This window comes from Shewanella sairae (assembly GCF_023283535.1).
GTDB lineage: Bacteria > Pseudomonadota > Gammaproteobacteria > Enterobacterales > Shewanellaceae > Shewanella > Shewanella sairae.
In genome coordinates, this window is sequence record NZ_JAKILT010000006.1 from 1 (window position 1) to 18,234 (window position 18,234).

Below are 18,234 nucleotides of genomic sequence, written 5' to 3' on the forward strand. Positions count from 1 at the left end.
CATTTATGCCGTCATATTAGATGGGCTAAAGCCCAACCTACATAAGACAGAATACAGGTGCTTAGTTTTAGAAAAAACTAAAACGGTAATTACTGAGTAAAGACATAAAGCAAAAACCACCAGAGTCACAATAGTAGGTCGGCATTTATGCCGTCATATTAGTGGGGCAAAGCCAAACCTGTTTTAATTAAACCACTGATTAATATAATTTAGGTCACCCAATGAGTCAGCCAGTTCAACCAACTAAAGCACAGTTTTTAGCCGCAACACTTAATAGCGATCTGCAAGCGACATTGACGCTATTTGAACAAGCGGGTAACTGGCAGGAACGTTATCGTCAAATCATGTTACTGGGTAAAAGCTTAGCTAAACTTGATGATGACTTACGTGTTGATAGCGCGCAGGTACGCGGCTGTGAGAGCAATGCTTGGTTGTACCACAGTGAAATTGATGGCCTGCATTATTTTGTCGCCGATAGTGACGCCCGCATAGTAAAAGGCCTAGTCGCACTATTGCTGATTGCCTGTAACGGTAAAAACAGTGCCGAAATTAGAACCTTTGATCCTAATAGCTATTTCAGTCAATTAGGTTTGCAAGGTCAGCTGAGCCCATCGCGTACTAATGGTCTGCTAGCACTGGCTAAAGCAATAAAAGACACAGCATAAGTCTGACTAAGGTTAATGGTGCCGTCAACTCGATAACGGCACCATTTATTCGATTAGAATTTCCAATCCATTTTTAATTCAAAATTGTTCTCGCCTTGTAGCTCACCATCTAGCTGATGATTTGCCCAAAACTCGAACTCTAAACCTTGATTTGGTAGCTCGAACGTCGCCATAAACGTGGCAAGCATGACATCGTCATTTTCTGATACCCAATATCTTGTTCTGACTTATGTTCATATACCCACTCTGGACCAAGTGATAAGGTTAACGGCAACGCACTAGGTACGATATAGGTCATCAATAAGCGGGCTTCAACGCCATGTTCACGCTCACTAATTTGTAAATCATCGGCGACAGTGTCGTTATGCCATTCATCTTGGAATGCGTAAGAATAGTCGATACGTGGCTCTACAATCCACTGCAGCCAAGGTGTTGCATAAACGGCTTCGATCTTGAATTTAGCTTCATAACCGTCAAAGTTACCCGCTAAATCGCTAGCATCTTGCCCAAGATGATGGCGCTCTACATCGACATCAAACCAACGCTCAAAGCGCCAATCAAATTTAATCTGCTCTGCGCCTAGAATTTGCTTAGCTTTGTATTTTACCCCAACGCCAATAAACTGATTAACGTGCTTCTCATGGTAAGACTTATCTAAACTACCGCTTGTATGCTCGACCGTTTTATCTTCCCACTCATAACCTAAGTGGAAGTATGGGTTCAATCCATAAAAATCAGGATCAAAACTAAATAGCAGCTTTGCCTGATAAGAGGTACGTTCTTTCTTTTTAGCGCTTTGAGTTAATGAACCATCATCAGCAAAACTAGAGGAACGTACATTGACACTGTCTCTTAATTTTACTTTTTGTTTTAGTTCAATATCAACGGCTGATGCTGTCTGGCTCAATAATAGACCCGCAGCCAAAATTAAATAACGATTCACTGATAAACCTAGTTGTTAATACAAATAAAATTTGGGACACCTTTTAATACCAAGCACCAAAAAAATCAACTTATTTCAAAAGAAATAAACAAATAACAGAACAAAAACACATAATACAAACAGAAAAATCGAGATATTAATTTTACAGACACCAGTTATTTAAAATAGAAATATCTTTTACCAAATCAAATAAACGATAAAAGAACAACAAACACTCATTCATTAAAGAAATATTAACTATGAATTAACTTATAGACATTGTATATTCGCGCGAGAGTTGATTTTGATTTTGATTTTGATTTTGATTTTGATTTTTTTCACAAAGGATTTGGCATGTTGTCATTTAACAATTTATCTTTTAGAACCAAGCTAACTATACCCATTTCAATTATTGCTTGTTTATTCACCATCATGTCGGTATCAACCATTGCAATGTTAGCTGCCATCGAGGCTGACAGCGAACATATTGCCCAAGCTTACATACCAACTCAAACGGTATTGTTAAAAGCAGATACGGACTTACATCAAGCCATGCTTGCAGAAAAAAGCCTTATTGCAGTATCAGCCAGCTCTCAGACTGAATATAAAGAGCTATTTGACAACTATATAAAGAACATAGACCAAGCGGCAGAACGAGTACCAAGTTATCATAATTTAAGTAAGCTTAAATTAGCGCCTATACATGATCGCGAAGTTCGCCAATACCTAAATCTTAGTCAAAAATGGCAGCAATCAACCACCCAGTATTTTAGCAACACTAATAAGTATGATGTCGACACGCTAATTCAAGTATCCTTAAATAACGAAGTTATTTTTGAGCAGATGCGAGATATCGTTGATGTGTTACTTAATGCTACTTTAGCCGCTTCTGAAAAGTCAGTTACCAGCGCAAGTAATGAAATCAACTACAACCAAAATATTTCCTATTTTGGTTTAGTGCTCGGACTATCACTTTGTCTATTAATTATTATTTTCTTCCCAGGACTTATTACTTCAAGATTAAACCTACTATTAAGTCAGATTCAAAATATAGCTAAAGGCAATGGCGACCTAACCGCTCGTTTAGGTATCGACTCAAAAGATGAAATTGGTCAAATTGCAATTGAATTTGATCACTTCATCGAAAAGCTACAAACGTTATTAGGTAACGTCATCAAAATTGCAGAGCAATTGTCCCACGCGCAAGTGCAAATGTCTGAGCATGCTCAAGACGCTAGTCACGCAATGATAGAACAACAAAATGAAGTTACCGCCATTTCTCAATCCATTAATGAAATGGCGCAAGCAGCTAATGAAATTGCCAGCAGCGCAGAACGTGCAGCAAGCAACGCCAATGACTCCAATGAAGCCACACAGCAAGGGTTAGCGGTTGTGGATACCACAAAAGCTAGCATTCATGAGCTTTCTACACAGATGGGTCGCGCGAGTGAAGTGATTAAGACGCTACAAGAGAACTGTCTGGAAATTGGCTCTGTGGTAGATGTAATTAATAACATTGCTGAGCAAACAAACTTGTTAGCGCTTAACGCAGCAATCGAAGCTGCCAGAGCCGGCGAGCAAGGTCGCGGCTTTGCCGTTGTCGCAGATGAAGTGCGCACACTTGCCGGCCGCACTCAGCAATCAACAACAGAAATTCATGCCATGGTGCAAAGGCTACAACAGATCTCTGGCGAAGCTGTACAAGCATTTGTCGATTCTGGTCAGCAAACAGATAATGCGGTTAATCATACCGATAATACCGGCGTTGCCTTACATCAAATCGCCACATCAGTTTCGCAGATCAGTGATATCAATACCTCGGTGGCTTTTGCTTCACACCAACAAACCGATGTCACAGCTGCGCTGAGTGAAAACATGAATCGTATTAACTTACAAATTAATACGGTAGCGCACAGCACACAGTTAACAAGCCAATGCTGCCAAGATATCGATTCAATGAATCAAGCATTACAACAGCAATTAGCTAACTTTAAAGTGTAATAAGACAAGCCGTGATCGCTAAGATCACGGCGGTTTAGTTTAGTAGCAAGCGACCATAAATTCAGCAATCACTAACACTACCAACTCTAACGCCACTTTTTATCTGATAGGTTAGACTTACCTTTATTACAATCTTCGCAAAGGATTTGTAAATTAGTGAGTTCGAGTTCTAACTCTGGATATTTAGATCGAGGTTTAATGTGGTCTACATGCATTATGGCGCCTTGCGCTGGTGTAATACCACAACAAGCACAGCGAGAGCCGTACAACTCAAACGCTTGCATCCGTAACCTTAACCACTTTCCTGATTGATAAAAATCTGGCTTTGACTCATCGGTAAAAGATAACGCCTGCCAATCATCATAACGCTCAGGAGCTTGATCGGGCGCAATCAAGATCGCATGGCCTTCAATTCCTTGCTCTTCATTGGCTTTTAGCCACTTGCATATCGCTTTAAGCGCCCCCTTCTCCGTCTTATAAGGCTTACTTCGTCGACTCTCACTCTGGAATGTTACCGACCACATACTCAACTCCTTTTGCTATTTGCCACTTTCCAATTTAAAGCCTTTATCGAAAGGTATAAGGTAACATTAACTAGAGGTTAAGCCACATAAGGAAAGATTAGCGCATGAATGGATTTAGCGTTACCACCGATAAAACCCAGTTTGATTTCGATGTGATATACAACTTTATCAGCCAAAGCTATTGGGCAAGGGGGATCCCAAGGGATACCTTAGAAAAGGCAATTAATCATTCACTCTGTTTCGCGGTATTAAACAGTGAACATCAACAAGTAGGTTTTGCCCGCCTGATAACTGATAAGTCCACCTTTGCTTATTTGGCCGATGTGTTTATTCTTGAGCCATATAGAGGTCTTGGGTTAAGTAAGTTACTGATGTCGACCATTAGCGAACACTCTGAGCTACAAGGTTTACGGCGTATAATGCTAGCAACCAGAGATGCTCACGATCTTTATACTCAGTTTGGCTTTAAGCCCATAGAAAACCCGCATTCTCTAATGCAAAATTGGCAGCCTGATATTTATCAAGTACAGGATTAAGCGCTGACTTTAGCCAATGCCCAGAGATCGCATTAAGTAATAAGCACCACAAAAGGTAATTGAACCACTATGCTGACCACCTTAGCCATTCAGAATTATCGTTCTCTACGAGATGTGGTGATCCCTTTATCGCAGCTAAACTTGGTGACGGGCGCTAATGGCTCCGGCAAATCTAACCTTTATAAAGCGTTGCGATTACTTGCGCAAACCGCACAAGGCGGCGTAGTAAATTCGCTTGCTCAAGAAGGCGGGCTTGATTCAAGTTTTTGGGCTGGACCTGAAAATATTTCCAAACGTATGTTAGCGGGTGAAGTGGATATAGAGCCTACTGTGCGCCAACAAGTAAAACGCTTGAAGCTTGGTTTTGCCAGTGATGAGTTTAGTTATCTGATTGAGCTAGGTTTACCAAAGCCCGACTCCACCACCTTGTTTGGCTTAGATCCACAAATTAAACGCGAAGCGATTTGGGTCGGTAATCAATATCGCCCTGCTAGCGTACTATTAGAGCGCCGTGGCGCATTAATAAAAACCCGTGCTGAGCGTAAAGTTGAGCAAAAACTGCAAGCCGGTTGGCAAACCCTCAATGTGCAAATGCAGCATAGCGACAGTATTTTTACTGAGCTTGCCGATCCGCAGCGCACACCAGAGGTAATTCGCCTACGGGACAATATTCGCGCATGGCGCTTCTACGATCATTTCAGAAGTGACTGCGATGCACCAGCAAGAAAGTCTCACCTTGGCACCCAAACCCCAGTGTTACATCATGATGGCAGAGACTTGGCCTCTGCGATTCAAACCATCTTTGAAATTGGTGACAAACAAGCTTTTGATGATGCAGTTAGCGACGCCTTTCCCGGCGCACATGTGGTGATTAGCTATGAGTCTAATGGCAGCTTAAGTATTCAGTTTCATCAACACGGGCTACTAAGACCGTTGTCGGCATCTGAACTATCTGACGGAACTTTAAGGTATTTACTATTGGTTGCAGCACTGCTCACCCCGAGACCGCCTGAGCTAATGGTACTTAATGAACCTGAGACCAGCTTACACCCAGACTTACTGCCAGCATTATCGCGATTGATAGCCAAAGCGTCAGAGCATTGTCAGTTATGGGTTGTATCTCACGCCAATAGGTTAATTAACGCTTTAAATCAGTTTGAAGATTGTAATTTAATAGAGCTAGATAAGCAGTTAGGGCAAACTGAAATCGTTGGGCAGGATAATTTAACTAAGCCAAGCTGGCAATGGCAAAATCGCAGCTAATACATTTATCGATTAATCGCTGCGATTGGCATTTGCTTACTTTGAGAAGCTATAGCGACATGTTGGCAATGGTCTTTTGAATACCGACCACGTCAGTGCCACGCTTAAGCTCTTTCACTAGCGGATCTTTTTGACCAGAGATCCAAATCTTTAACTCGGCGTCCATGTCAAAGGTGCCGGCGGTTTCCACTTCAAAATGGGTAATCGACTTATATGGCACCGAATGGTAGCTCACCTTTTTACCGGTAACGCCCTGCTTATCAATTAAGATCAGGCGCTTGTTGGTAAACACAAACATGTCGCGAATAACCTTATAAGCCAAGGTTAACGACTCATTGTCAGCCATAATAGCTCTTAACTCTTGGGTTAACTCATCCAGGTTAACCTCAGATGCATTGCCCATCAGCGAATCTAATAATCCCATGTCTATTTTCCTTAATAGTGTGAGTAAATTGGATCCGCCGACGTGCGAGGGATCTAATCAGGTGTGCGAACTTGTCTGTTCTCGCCAACCACCATCATTTCACATTTCGGGCAGTCAAACACTAGCTTAAGCACATCTTTACCAATTTCTAAAACCATAGGATCGGCCTTGATCCCCGGCACTTCTTTTGGACAAAGGTTAAAGTTAAAACGTAGGCAATGCTTAGTGACCATAAGAGGCACATCTTCGCTAATACCATTTTTCTCATAGGTATCTTGAATTTCAATCACACCATGGCGCTGATAAAACGCTTTAGCTTGCTCGTTAGCTACGTTGCCTAAATAGCTTAAGTGCTTAACTGGATACACGGCGTCTTGATTATATTTCCACGCTTTCGGGCGCACATAATCATTGACTCGTGCTTGCTCTAACGCAGCAACCGTATCACGGCGCAGGCCGTTCAATATCGAGGTTGGAATAAACCAAGTCTCAGCAGTTTCGATTAAAATGTTATGCGCGGTAAAGTCGGTACTACCCAATTTTGCCAGCTGTTTACGTAGGCCTTGCTGGGCTTTTTCAATATCAGTTGCCGCAGTTTTGACCATGGCTAATGACTGAGTGGCACTGTGACCATAAATGTCGGTCATGGTCAGTGATACGCCGTCAGCGGTATCGGCTAATACTAGATCAACGCCAATAATACGCTTTGATGACTCTTTAGCCAGTACAGACTCAAAGGCTTGGTTGTGGTTACGATAGATCGTCATGCCCACTTTAAGCTCTTTTGGCATACGCAGTACAAATAGTTTTAAGCCTTCGGCGCGGTTAACACGCAGGCCTTTTAACTTATCATCTGACTGCTTGGCTTCTGCATAATCGCTTGGGAAAAAGCACAAACCGTCACCATTGTTAAAGGTTTCAGTTGAGGTGACTTCAATAAAGTCTTTACCAATATGCTTAACGGTTGCCACTTCTTCACCAATGTATTTTGGCGAGCGGAAGTCACTCACGCCCTGGCTACGCTCGTTAACAAAGTAATCGGTGCGGCCGCGGTTAAATGTCTTTTCAGGATCTGGGGTAAAGGTATGCTCACAGCGACCATGAGAGGAAGCGACAAACTCAGAGCGGCGCGCCATGATTTTATCTAGCTCTTGGCGATAATGAGCTGTGACGTTTTTAACGTAGCTTAAATCTTTTAGGCGGCCCTCAATCTTAAACGAGCGTACGCCCGCATCAATCAAAGCTTCTAAATTATCAGTTTGGTTATTATCTTTAAGTGATAATAAGTGCTCGTTTTGCGCCAGTACGTCACCTTGACGGGTTTTAAGCTCGCCCGGTAAACGACACATCTGCGAGCATTCACCGCGGTTAGCGCTACGATTACTAAACGAGTGGCTTAAGTTACATAGACCGCTATAAGCAACGCACAATGCACCATGAATAAAGAACTCAATTTGCATGTTGGTCTTTGCGGCAACATCGCGAATTTGGCTTAAGCCGAGTTCACGGGCAAGTACCACTTGCGAGAAACCCACCTGCTCTAAGAACGCCACTTTTTCTGGGCTACGGTTATCCATTTGCGTACTAGCGTGCAGCGCAATAGGCGGTAAATCAAGTTGTAAAATACCCATGTCTTGTACGATAAGCGCATCCGCGCCCGCTTCGTAGACTTCCCAGATGAGCTTTTGCGCCGCATCTAATTCGTCGTCCATCAAAATAGTATTGATAGCAACAAACACTTGGGCGTGATATTGATGAGCAAACGTACATAGACGAGCAATGTCTTCAACACTGTTACCCGCAGTTGCGCGAGCACCAAAAGCCGGACCACCAATGTATACAGCGTCGGCACCATGGCGAATCGCTTCGATACCATAGTCGGCATTTTTAGCCGGAGCCAACAGCTCTAAACGGTTATTTTGCATCTCCAGTGGAGTATGCACCGCGTCATTAGCCGTGTCGTCAGGCTTATCGCTAGGAGTATAGATGCCAACATTGCTCATAAAAATCACTCAAAAAGGGTTAACACAAATATTTTGGGCGAAGATTATAGCAAAAATCGCCAGCTTTGGCGTTAGCTAATATAAAATCAATTTTTGAACAATTTGCTGTTAACTTCTGCGCATAAATAACAGGATAGTTTTAGCCGCCATTAATACCAATCGGTATAAGCCAACAGCCATATCTTGTTATGTAAACAGGTCAAAGGCATTACCCAGCGCTGATGACTTGCCTTTATAAAACTCGGTGTAACTGCAATTTGAGCAGGTTACCGCGTAGTAACGCTTGTTTTGCATATCAAAAATACGTGACCAAAAACCACCTGACACGCGAATCTCACCGGTTTCAAACTCGCGTTGATTACACTTGGGGCACGCCCATTTATCATGTTGCATATTGGCTCCTATCGCTGGGTTTAAGTTAGTATTTTATATTTAGTCAGCGTTTAATAATGCACCGCTAACCAAATAGTCTCTACCTCTTCACTTGTCCAAGCAACCCGATGCTTCACATTAGCGCCAATATTAATGTGCTCCCCCGCAGTTAACTCCACTTGCTCGCCATCGACAAATTCAAGTGTGGCAGCGCCTTGCATCACCATCACCCATTCACTGTGAGCTTGATCGTACCATTGGCCTTTAGGTGTCACATGGGCTTTAGAAATGATTCTTTCAATCAACACAGTATCGGTTTTAACGATTGGCTCGAAGACTTCTTGTGATAAATCATCTGGTAAATCGCTTAAAATATTGTGCTTTTGCATCTGCGTTCCCTGTTTAATAATCAATGCGATGCTGAATATCCTCAGCTTTACTCCGGCTTAACCTCAATACGCTTGCTGACTCGAATACCTAAACGCTTAGCGAGCCGATTTAAGTTCGCGCGGTCCACCTGCAATCGTGCAGCGGTAGCAGACCAATTACCATTTTGCTCTGATAGGTATTGCAAAATAAGTTGCCGCTGAAAATCATCAGTTTGCTGTTTAAGGTTGATAGCAGTTTGCGCGGCATCCTTATATACATTATCCGCCTGCAATGGTTCACCACCGTTAAGTACTTTATCTTTCGGTAACATCAATGCCAAATGAGTCAAACCAATACGCACTATTGGCGAGTGACTGTCGCTTCTGGCTCTTAACGCCGCACGGCTAATCACATGCTCTAGTTCACGCACATTGCCAGGCCAATCGTAATCACTTAGCACCTTAATAGCATTTTTAGCCAGAGTCAGTTGCGTCATGCCCAGCTTTCGGCGGGTAGATTCAATAAAGTAGCCGCATAACAGACTAATATCGCCCTCACGCTGCCTAAGCGGCGGAACGGCAACGGGGTAAACGCTTAATCTATGGTATAGATCGGCGCGAAAACGCCCCTGTTCGACCTCGTCACGTAATTGCCTGTTAGTCGCAGCGACAATACGCACATCCACATACTCAACATCATCTTTACCGACCACTTGGATCTCTTGGTTTTGTAGTACTCTGAGCAGTTTGCTTTGCGCCGCTAGCGGTAACTCACCAATTTCATCTAAGAAAATCGTGCCGCCGCTGGCTAAATGAAACTTACCTGTACGGGTGCGTTCTGCCCCCGTAAATGCCCCTTTCACGTGCCCAAACAGTTCACTCTCTATTAAGTTTTCAGGCAAGGCTGCACAGTTAACATAAACAAGCGGCCCGTCACGCCGGCTTGATTGTCGGTGCAATGTACGGGCGACTAACTCTTTACCTACACCGGTCTCGCCTTCAATCAAAATTGAAAAGTTCGATGCCGCTACCATCTCAATTTCTTGTTTGAGTTTACGCATACTGGCGCTCTCGCCAATCAGTTCGCCGCCATCTTTAATCAGTGCTTCGTGAGTAAGCTCTGCCACCACTTGTTGATTGTGCTTTGAGTGTTGCTCTAGTTGTTGCAGCATCATGGCGGTCTTTAGCGTGGCAGCAGACATAGCGGCAATAATATCTAAGGTGCGGTTGGGGATGTCATCAAAAACATTAGGCACCATGCTGTCGAGTGTAAGCACGCCTATAAGCTTATTATCAGATAACAAAGGTAGCCCCATACAAGCATGTACCGGTAAATCACCTTCATGAGCTAATAGCAGACCGTCATAGGGATCAGCTAACGGGCTGTCGGCAGCAAATCGTAGTGGCGTGGTTGATTTGCAGATCTGCTCAAAACGGCCATGGGCAGCTATCTCAAAGCGTCGGCCCAAGGTTTCTTTGGTCAAGCCTTGTAATGCTAGCGGCTTGAGGTAGTCGCCTTGCACATGCAGTAAAACGACCGCGTCACATGGCACAGCCTGACGCACTGTACTGAGTAAGCGCTCGAACCTGTCGTTGGCTGTCAGACTATTAGTTAGATTTAATGCTAGCTCTATTAAAGCGGTAGAAGATATTTCACTCACTGACGATAACCTTATTTGTGCATGCTGAACCACTCGCTTGCTCAAGCTTAGCATGCGGCCCCTAAAAAGCACAAAACCGACCATTCAAGTCAAAAAGACTACAAAACTCAAGAGTCATTTAGACTACAAAAACAAGGTTAACGCCCTAAAAAGCCTCCATAAAGGCCTTTTTATAACTTGGCATAGTTCTCGCTATACAAGGCTTAAGACCTACGCGTTCGCACTCGGGACGTTAAATAATCAATAAAGGATATTTAGATGTTATCTGCAAAACATATCAGCACAGTCAAAAGCACTATTCCATTACTTGAGTCAGCTGGCACTGCAATTACCGAACATTTTTACCAGCGCATGTTTGCCCATAACCCAGAGCTAAAGCATATCTTTAACTTGAGCCATCAACATTCTGGCGGCCAACCCGCGGCGCTTTTTAATGCTGTCGCGGCCTATGCTAAAAATATCGATAACTTAGGCGCACTAAGCGGCGCAGTAGAGCGTATTGCCCACAAACACACTAGCTTTAATATTCAACCAGAGCATTACCCAATTGTGGGTCATCACTTATTAGAAACCTTACGCGAATTAGCGCCTGATGCCTTTACGCCAGATGTAGAAGAAGCGTGGGCAGCCGCTTATGGCGTGTTAGCGGGCATATTTATCGATAGAGAAGCCACTCTCTACCACAGAAATGAAACCGAAGCCGGCGGCTGGAAAGGGGCGCGTGAGTTTAAGGTTATCGCTAAAACCAAAGAGTCTGAGCTAGTGACTAGCTTTGTGCTTGCTCCTGTGGACGACAAAGCAGTGATTGATTTTGAATCAGGACAATATTTAGGTGTTAGCGTTGCACCAATTAACCATGACTACCAAGAAATTCGTCAGTATTCTTTGTCCGATAAACCTAACGGTAAGCAATATCGTATTTCAGTGAAAAAAGAAGCCATGGGCGTACCTGGAGTGGTATCTAACTATTTGCATGATCACGTTAATGTTGGCGACACGATTGACGTTTACCCTCCAGCGGGGGATTTTCATTACGAAGAACGCGAAGCACCAGTGGTGTTGATCTCGGCTGGCGTTGGTGTCACTCCCATGCAATCAATGCTAGAAATGCTAGCGTCTAAATCTTTTGCCAAACCTGTGTTCTACCTGCACGCCTGTGAAGGTGTTGAGCAACATTCATTTAATCAAAGAGTCGAATCACTGGGACTACAACTTAAGCTTGAACACCATACTTGGTATCGTGATATCGGTAACGCCAATGACGTAATAAATACCGCTAACATCCATCAAGGGTTTATGAACCTTGCCGCGCTTAAAGACTCGCTACCACTAACTGATGGCGATTATTACCTATGTGGACCGGTGGCCTTTATGCAGTTTGCCAAACAACAATTATTAGCGCTTGGGGTTAGCGATGATCGTATTCACTATGAAGTGTTTGGCCCTCATTCTGATCTCTAAAACCGCTAAGGGCGTTTAAACAAGTCATACAGAAGCGGACGCCTAATTGGCGTCCTTTTTTGTCATCTATCAACTATCAACTATCAACTATCGCATTTTCTCTAAAGTGTATTTAGATAAAGTCACAGATCTCAGCAAGCGACTTTTTCTGCAGTGCATGTTCTGGCACGGTGGCATCGTCACCTGGGTAACCTGCAATAATCAGCATATACGGCCGCTCATTGGCATTATCGCGACCGCAAACCTTACTTAAAAAAGACATGGGTTTGGGTGTGTGGGTCAAGGTACCTAAGCCTGCGTTATGCAGCGCCTGAATTAAAAAGCCTGTCGCAATGCCAACTGATTCATGCACGTAATAATTAGTTTTCTGCTCACCCTCTTCTTCAGAGCGTTTTTTACTAAAAATGGCGATTAACCAAGGAGCATGCTCAAGGTAAGGTTTATCGGCATTAGTGCCTAATGGTTTAAGCGCATCAAGCCACTCTTCCCCTGCTCGGCCAGCATAAAAAGCTTGCTCTAGCGCTTCAGCCTCATGGCGAATTTGCGCTTTTATTTCAGGGCTATTAATGGCAACAAAATGCCACGGCTGATGGTTAGCACCATTGGGCGCGGTGCCTGCTGCTAGAATACACTTCTCGATAATTTCTTTTGGTACTGCGCGGTCTGAAAATTTGCGGATAGAATGACGACGCTGCACCTGTTGATAGTTTTGCTCAGCGCGCTCAAGCATCTCTGCTTGCGGGTATTCAATAAAGTCATTCAGTGGATGGTGTGCTTGCGTCATATCGAATCCTTGATTATTGCATTTTGGTTATTATTGAGTCTCAACAACTGACTTAAGCTGATCTAACCCTTGGCTTAAATCTTTACCTATCATGCCTTCAAAATCCATAAACAGAAACATCAAATTCATAGGGTAATCTAAGTGCCCATCAAAACCCCAAGTAACCTGCGTTTGATTCGGTGACAAAGCTTTTGCTTCCATAAAGGCTAAATCTGTTGATTCAAAAGGCCTAAAGACCCTCAACTCATAATCAATACGTCTACCCTCATCTATACGCAAAATTTCTTGCTCACCAGCACCGACATCTTCTTTATCACTTTGCCAGCCAGCAACAAACCCTTCCATGCCATCTGTACCTCGATAACTCTTTTGCATATCAGGATCCATCTGCGCCCACACACTATAGTTATCTTGGTTTTTAAGGTACTTAATATAACCAAACACCTCTACAACGGGTTTATCTATGGTGATTTTTTCGGTTACTGAGTAATTTTTATCTACGAACAAGGCAACAATAAAAGGCAAGGCAATAATAACTAGCACCAATAGGACTAATTTCTTAAACATCGTGATTCACTCCTTAAGTCGGTATGCAATCCCCTGCTTAATGATGAGCTTACAAGGTCAATTAAGCATAAGCCCATACTTTAAATATTGACAAATAAGGCAAATGTTTTTCGTCTAGGTGGAATGAATTTAACCAACAAAAAAGACAAGCAATGCTTGTCTTTTTTCAAGTGAATAATGCTAACCAATCAAGCTAGGGAAATTACAAACCTAACTTAGCCATTAAGTTTTGATTCTCAGCTTCAATATGCTTATAGAAATCACAATCAGCTAACTTTGAGGCTGCGGCTTCGTCAATCACTAACACAGCATCTTGGTGCAGTTGCAGAGCAGATGCTGGGCAGGCAGCAGTTAACGCGCCTTCTACAGTCGCTTTAATCGCGTCAGCTTTATTTTCACCAGTTGCTAATAACACCACTTTTTTCGCATCTAAAATAGTGCCAATGCCCATAGTGATAGAAAGATGCGGTTGGTATTCGTCGACTGCAAAAAAGCGCGCATTATCATCAATGGTCGCCTTCGTTAACGTTTTAACTCGAGTGCGTGACATCAAACCAGATGAAGGCTCGTTAAAGCCAATATGACCATTACGTCCAATACCTAATAGTTGAATATCGATCCCACCAGCTGCCTTAATTTGCTCTTCGTAACCTTGGCAGGCTTCGATTGGATTTTCTGCATCGCCCGGCGGCACAAACGTTTGTGATTTATCGATATCGATATGGTCAAATAGCTGCTCATTCATAAAGTAGCGATAACTTTGTGGATGCGTACCTTCTAGACCTAGATATTCGTCTAAGTTAAAAGTCTTAACGCCAGAGAAAGAGATCTGCTTAGCCTTATTAGCTGCGATTAATCCTTGATAAAGCGATACAGGCGTTGAGCCTGTTGCTAAACCTAATACTGAATCAGCCTTTTTTTGCAGCTGCTTAATAAAAATGTTGGCGCCATATTCAGCAACCGAGGCACTGTCTTTTAATATTACGATTTGCATAGATTTGATCCAATATCAGTTGTTACCCACATTCAAAGCTCGCCAGCAAAGTCTGACTAACTGCTTTACCATAGCTAAAAATATGAATTATATTTCCCATGTCGCGCTAATTTTACGGACACATCCAATTAGTTAACATAACTATAACCTCAAATGACAACGCTGTCATCTGCTATTAATTTATACATATTCATCCCTTATCAAGATGGATTAGCTTACCACTGCAATATTAAGGTTATAATACTCGCCTGTTAACGCCACTCTTTAAGAGCCGCAGCATGTCTGAACTGCAGACCCCAGCCAAACAACATAGCCACTTTATCATTTACAAACCCTATGGCTATTTAAGTCAGTTTGTACCCGAGAAGAGGAAAAGTAAGCCTGTGCTAGCACAGCTCTGTGATTTCCCTGAAAAAACCATGGCAGTCGGTCGCTTAGATCATGACTCAGAAGGGCTATTGCTGTTAACCACAGATGGCATGCAAAGCCACCTAATCCGCTGCAAAAGCATTGAAAAAGAGTACTATGTACAGGTTGATGGCGAGATAAGCCATGATCAACTTATGCAGTTACAACAAGGTGTTGAAATCGGTGTTAGCGGTGAGAAATATCAGACCTTGCCTTGTAAAGTGAAACAATTATCACCAGAGCCAAACCTTCCAGAGAGGGGAAAAAAGATCCGAGATCCTCGCCATGGTCCAACAAGCTGGCTATCAATCACCATAACAGAAGGCAAAAACCGCCAGATAAGAAAAATGACTGCCGCAGTTGGCCTCCCCACTCTGCGATTAGTTCGCGTGCGCATTGCCAATATTCACCTTAATGCAATGCAGCCTGGTGACGTCATTGCTGTTAACCAGTTTGGCATCTGCGCCGAAACATAAAACAGCTAGATATATTAACTTAGCTGCTTAGGTTTTTCCGCTGACAAATAGTCAGTCAGCTCTTTAGCAAGTTTAGGGCGGCTGTAGAAATACCCTTGAGCTTCATCACAATCACTCGCGATTAAAAAGTCAGCTTGCTCTTGTGTTTCAACGCCTTCAGCAACCACCTTTAAATTTAATGCGTGTCCCATTGCTATAATTGCCTTAGCAATTGCGGTATTGTGAGTATCGAACGGCAGACCCGCGACAAATGACTGATCAATTTTAAGCTTGTGTATGGGGAGTTTTTTCAGATAGCTTAGCGACGAATATCCCGTGCCAAAATCATCAATCGATAATTCAATCCCCATACTCCCAAACCTTGCAAGATATTGACTCACCAACAGCGGATCTGACAACATACCACTTTCAGTCACCTCAAGCTCAAGGCTGCTCGCAGGTAAACCGGTTTGTTGTAGTATTTCAGCGACTTCATCAACAAAGCTACTACGCTGCAATTGTTGGCTAGCCACGTTCACCGCAATACGCCCAAATTCTAGCCCTTGCTGATGCCAACGCTGGCCTTGCTCACACGCCTTTTTAAGTACCCAGCGACCAATATCTTGGATTAGGCCAATGTTTTCAGCTAAAGGTATAAACACCATTGGCGAGATTCGGCCTAACAGGGGATCATCCCAACGCAGCAATGTTTCAACACCAATAACCTTACCTGTTTTAAAGCTGATTTTGGGCTGAAAAACAAGGTGAAAAGCATCCGTTTCTAAGGCATTGTGCAGTGCACTTTGTAACTTAAGATTGGCAACAGACTTTTCAGTTAAAGACTCAGTATAGAAAGCGTAATTATTACGCCCCTCACGTTTGGCTCTATGCATAGCAACTTCAGCATTCACCAGTAAGTTACTCGAATCTTGGGTGTCATCAGGGAAAATTGCCACTCCCATGCTTGCAGTTAAACGTGCTTGACCATATTCACCTAGCACAAAGGGCAAATCAAAAACCTGACGTAGCTGATTAATACTAAGTAACAGCATATCGTTACTATCAATATTAGGCAGTAACACTGCAAACTCATCACTCCCCAAGCGTGCAGCAATTGCTAAATCACCTAGACCAGAGCTAAAGCGACGACCCAGTTCAAGTAAGACTTCATCACCTATTGAATGGCCATAGCTTTCATTAATTTGCTTAAAAAGATCGACATCAATATACACCAAAGCTAAACGTTGTTGATTATGGCTCGCCTGCTTTAAGTCTTGCTCTAGACGTGTGGTTAACGCCATGCGATTAGGTAACTTAGTTAATGGGTCATGCAGAGTAACTTCAGCTAATTGGGCTTCACTTTGCTTTTGAATTGAGATGTCACTAAAGGCTGCAACAAAAAAACGAATCTTATGTTCGTCGCCATAAACAGCGCTCACATTAAGCATTAATGGGAAGATTGCGCCATCTTTACAACGATTCCAAATTTCACCATGCCACTTACCATCAGAAAGTAACGCCTGCCAAATTGCAGCAAAAAACGCATCATCATGTCGCTCAGAACTAAACATCCTAATGGTTTTGCCGACCAACTCTTGCTTATTAAAGCCTGTTATCCCCTGATAAGCGCCATGAGCATCAATAATGGTGCCTTCAACATCTGTGATCACCACTCCTTCTACCGAATTTTCGAAAACTCGGGAGGCTAATTCTAATTGCTCTAATGCCGCTTTGTGAGAAGAAATATTACGGGACATACCGATAACACCGGCTAACTCTCCACTGTCATCTAGCACTGGGATTTTGGTGGTTTCTAACCAGCTGCTTACATCGTCAACATCAAGCCCTTCACACTCTCCAGCGGAAACTTCAATACCATTAAGAATCGCCTTATTATCTGTCGCAATAAAGAAATTAGCTAAACGAGGCTCAAACAATTCATCGTCAGTACGGTTTAAGATTTGTTCACGTGGACGATTCCATGCAAGTTCGACACTATGGTTAACAAGCACATAGCGCCCTAAAGCATCTTTCATCCACACATGCTCTTTTAAACAATCAACAAACTGCTGTAAACCAACAGAAGATACTTGTTCATCCGCCTTTCTAATCTTGCTTTGTTCAAGCTTACACTCACGATAGCGATGCGCTAAATCATGCTCAATACTCTTCTTAATCGTACTTAATATATGTCGGTGATCGGTTGTCTGATTGGCTGTTTGAGGATTAGCAGCGGCTTGCCCTACCTCAGTAAGCGCATGTGTAACCCAGGCTCCTTGGTTTAAATAAAGATAACCAAAGCTTGCCCCACCCGGCCAAAAAATCGGTAGAAAGCACTGCGACTGAGCATCAATGTGTGCAGTAAAATTGGTATAGCTACCAAATAAATCTGTGCTCGTATCAAAATTATTGAGTATATCGAGCGATATGTTCGAATGAACAATGACTTCTAACGCCCCGTCCTGATTAACTTTCAATAACCCGGCCCCACACTCGGCTATTCGTGCCAGCATATCAATAGATAGCTGCCAGTCATTCCGTTGGGCTTGCGTTATTTCGATATTAATCAAGTCAATGTCCTATAAGTCATTTAAAAATTGCTTAATAAGCTTTGGTCGCCGAACTGCAGCACTTACCCAACCGCTTAAATGTGATAACAAAAGAGTTTCAAAACTGGCTACACACTAGTGTTTTTAATTACAAAAATAAAGATAAAGCATAAAAAACCTATAAATAATAAATAGATAGACTATAAATATTCCAGCTTTAGCTTAGACTTTCCAACTTCTTCTTTCTATACACGTACTATAAAGGCGACCCTGTTGA

The 18,234-nt window shown here is 42.9% G+C and carries 16 protein-coding genes and 1 pseudogene; 6 read left to right on the top strand and 11 right to left on the bottom strand.

Features of this window, described 5'->3' with window-relative positions; genetic code table 11:
- Positions 1–221: 221 nt before the first annotated feature.
- Complete coding sequence (locus L2748_RS03635; RefSeq protein WP_220780325.1) at positions 222–665, top strand: SufE family protein; 444 nt, start codon at positions 222–224, stop codon at positions 663–665.
- Positions 666–804: 139 nt separating this feature from the next.
- On the opposite strand, the gene L2748_RS03640 is transcribed toward L2748_RS03635, so the two are convergent.
- Positions 805–1,608, bottom strand: coding sequence for an autotransporter outer membrane beta-barrel domain-containing protein (locus L2748_RS03640; protein ID WP_220780324.1), 804 nt, complete (start codon positions 1,606–1,608; stop codon positions 805–807).
- Between the two features lie 996 nt (positions 1,609–2,604).
- Here L2748_RS03640 and L2748_RS24610 point away from each other — a divergent pair.
- Positions 2,605–3,588, top strand: a pseudogene (locus L2748_RS24610) (methyl-accepting chemotaxis protein); the annotation flags it as partial.
- Positions 3,589–3,674: 86 nt separating this feature from the next.
- Here the strand turns inward: L2748_RS24610 and L2748_RS03650 are convergent.
- Complete coding sequence (locus tag L2748_RS03650; RefSeq protein ID WP_220780322.1) at positions 3,675–4,112, bottom strand: HNH endonuclease; 438 nt, start codon at positions 4,110–4,112, stop codon at positions 3,675–3,677.
- A 104-nt stretch (positions 4,113–4,216) separates the two neighbouring features.
- Here L2748_RS03650 and L2748_RS03655 point away from each other — a divergent pair, with 104 nt between their 5' ends.
- The gene (locus tag L2748_RS03655; protein ID WP_220780321.1) at positions 4,217–4,648 is read left to right on the top strand and encodes a GNAT family N-acetyltransferase; all 432 of its coding nucleotides are present in this window, start codon (positions 4,217–4,219) and stop codon (positions 4,646–4,648) included.
- Between the two features lie 69 nt (positions 4,649–4,717).
- Positions 4,718–5,911 carry an AAA family ATPase gene (locus L2748_RS03660; protein ID WP_220780320.1) on the top strand — a complete coding sequence of 398 codons (1,194 nt, stop codon included), beginning with the start codon at positions 4,718–4,720 and terminating at the stop codon, positions 5,909–5,911.
- 49 nt (positions 5,912–5,960) lie between these two features.
- On the opposite strand, the gene L2748_RS03665 is transcribed toward L2748_RS03660, so the two are convergent.
- The 5 genes from L2748_RS03665 to norR all read right to left on the bottom strand — a co-directional run bounded on the left by L2748_RS03665 (position 5,961) and on the right by norR (position 10,739).
- A complete protein-coding gene (locus L2748_RS03665) occupies positions 5,961–6,335 on the bottom strand; it encodes a PH domain-containing protein (RefSeq protein WP_220780319.1) in 375 nt (124 codons plus the stop codon).
- 53 nt (positions 6,336–6,388) lie between these two features.
- On the bottom strand, positions 6,389–8,260 hold the full coding sequence (locus tag L2748_RS03670) for a peptidase U32 family protein (protein WP_373317189.1): 1,872 nt from the start codon (positions 8,258–8,260) through the stop codon (positions 6,389–6,391).
- A 264-nt stretch (positions 8,261–8,524) separates the two neighbouring features.
- Complete coding sequence (locus tag L2748_RS03675; RefSeq protein ID WP_220780317.1) at positions 8,525–8,731, bottom strand: zinc ribbon domain-containing protein; 207 nt, start codon at positions 8,729–8,731, stop codon at positions 8,525–8,527.
- Positions 8,732–8,781: 50 nt separating this feature from the next.
- Positions 8,782–9,099, bottom strand: a complete 318-nt coding sequence (locus L2748_RS03680; RefSeq protein ID WP_220780316.1) for a cupin domain-containing protein — start codon at positions 9,097–9,099, stop codon at positions 8,782–8,784.
- Between the two features lie 47 nt (positions 9,100–9,146).
- The gene (gene norR / locus L2748_RS03685; protein ID WP_220780315.1) at positions 9,147–10,739 is read right to left on the bottom strand and encodes a nitric oxide reductase transcriptional regulator NorR; all 1,593 of its coding nucleotides are present in this window, start codon (positions 10,737–10,739) and stop codon (positions 9,147–9,149) included.
- A gap of 258 nt (positions 10,740–10,997) precedes the next feature.
- On the opposite strand from norR, the gene hmpA reads away from it, so the two are divergent.
- The gene (hmpA, locus tag L2748_RS03690; RefSeq protein ID WP_220780314.1) at positions 10,998–12,200 is read left to right on the top strand and encodes an NO-inducible flavohemoprotein; all 1,203 of its coding nucleotides are present in this window, start codon (positions 10,998–11,000) and stop codon (positions 12,198–12,200) included.
- Between the two features lie 112 nt (positions 12,201–12,312).
- Here hmpA and L2748_RS03695 read toward each other — a convergent pair whose 3' ends face one another.
- The 3 genes from L2748_RS03695 to nagB form a co-directional block, all read right to left on the bottom strand.
- Entirely contained in the window at positions 12,313–12,984 is a 672-nt protein-coding gene (locus L2748_RS03695; protein WP_220780313.1) for a nitroreductase family protein, read from the bottom strand.
- A 30-nt stretch (positions 12,985–13,014) separates the two neighbouring features.
- Complete coding sequence (locus L2748_RS03700; protein ID WP_220780312.1) at positions 13,015–13,551, bottom strand: SRPBCC family protein; 537 nt, start codon at positions 13,549–13,551, stop codon at positions 13,015–13,017.
- A 202-nt stretch (positions 13,552–13,753) separates the two neighbouring features.
- The gene (nagB, locus tag L2748_RS03705; RefSeq protein ID WP_220780311.1) at positions 13,754–14,545 is read right to left on the bottom strand and encodes a glucosamine-6-phosphate deaminase; all 792 of its coding nucleotides are present in this window, start codon (positions 14,543–14,545) and stop codon (positions 13,754–13,756) included.
- Positions 14,546–14,823: 278 nt separating this feature from the next.
- Between nagB and L2748_RS03710 the strand changes: the two genes are divergently transcribed.
- Complete coding sequence (locus L2748_RS03710) at positions 14,824–15,429, top strand: pseudouridine synthase (protein WP_220780310.1); 606 nt, start codon at positions 14,824–14,826, stop codon at positions 15,427–15,429.
- 14 nt (positions 15,430–15,443) lie between these two features.
- Here L2748_RS03710 and L2748_RS03715 read toward each other — a convergent pair whose 3' ends face one another.
- Positions 15,444–17,978: a putative bifunctional diguanylate cyclase/phosphodiesterase gene (locus tag L2748_RS03715; RefSeq protein WP_246616113.1), complete on the bottom strand. Its 2,535-nt coding sequence runs from the start codon at positions 17,976–17,978 to the stop codon at positions 15,444–15,446.
- Positions 17,979–18,234 lie beyond the last annotated feature (256 nt).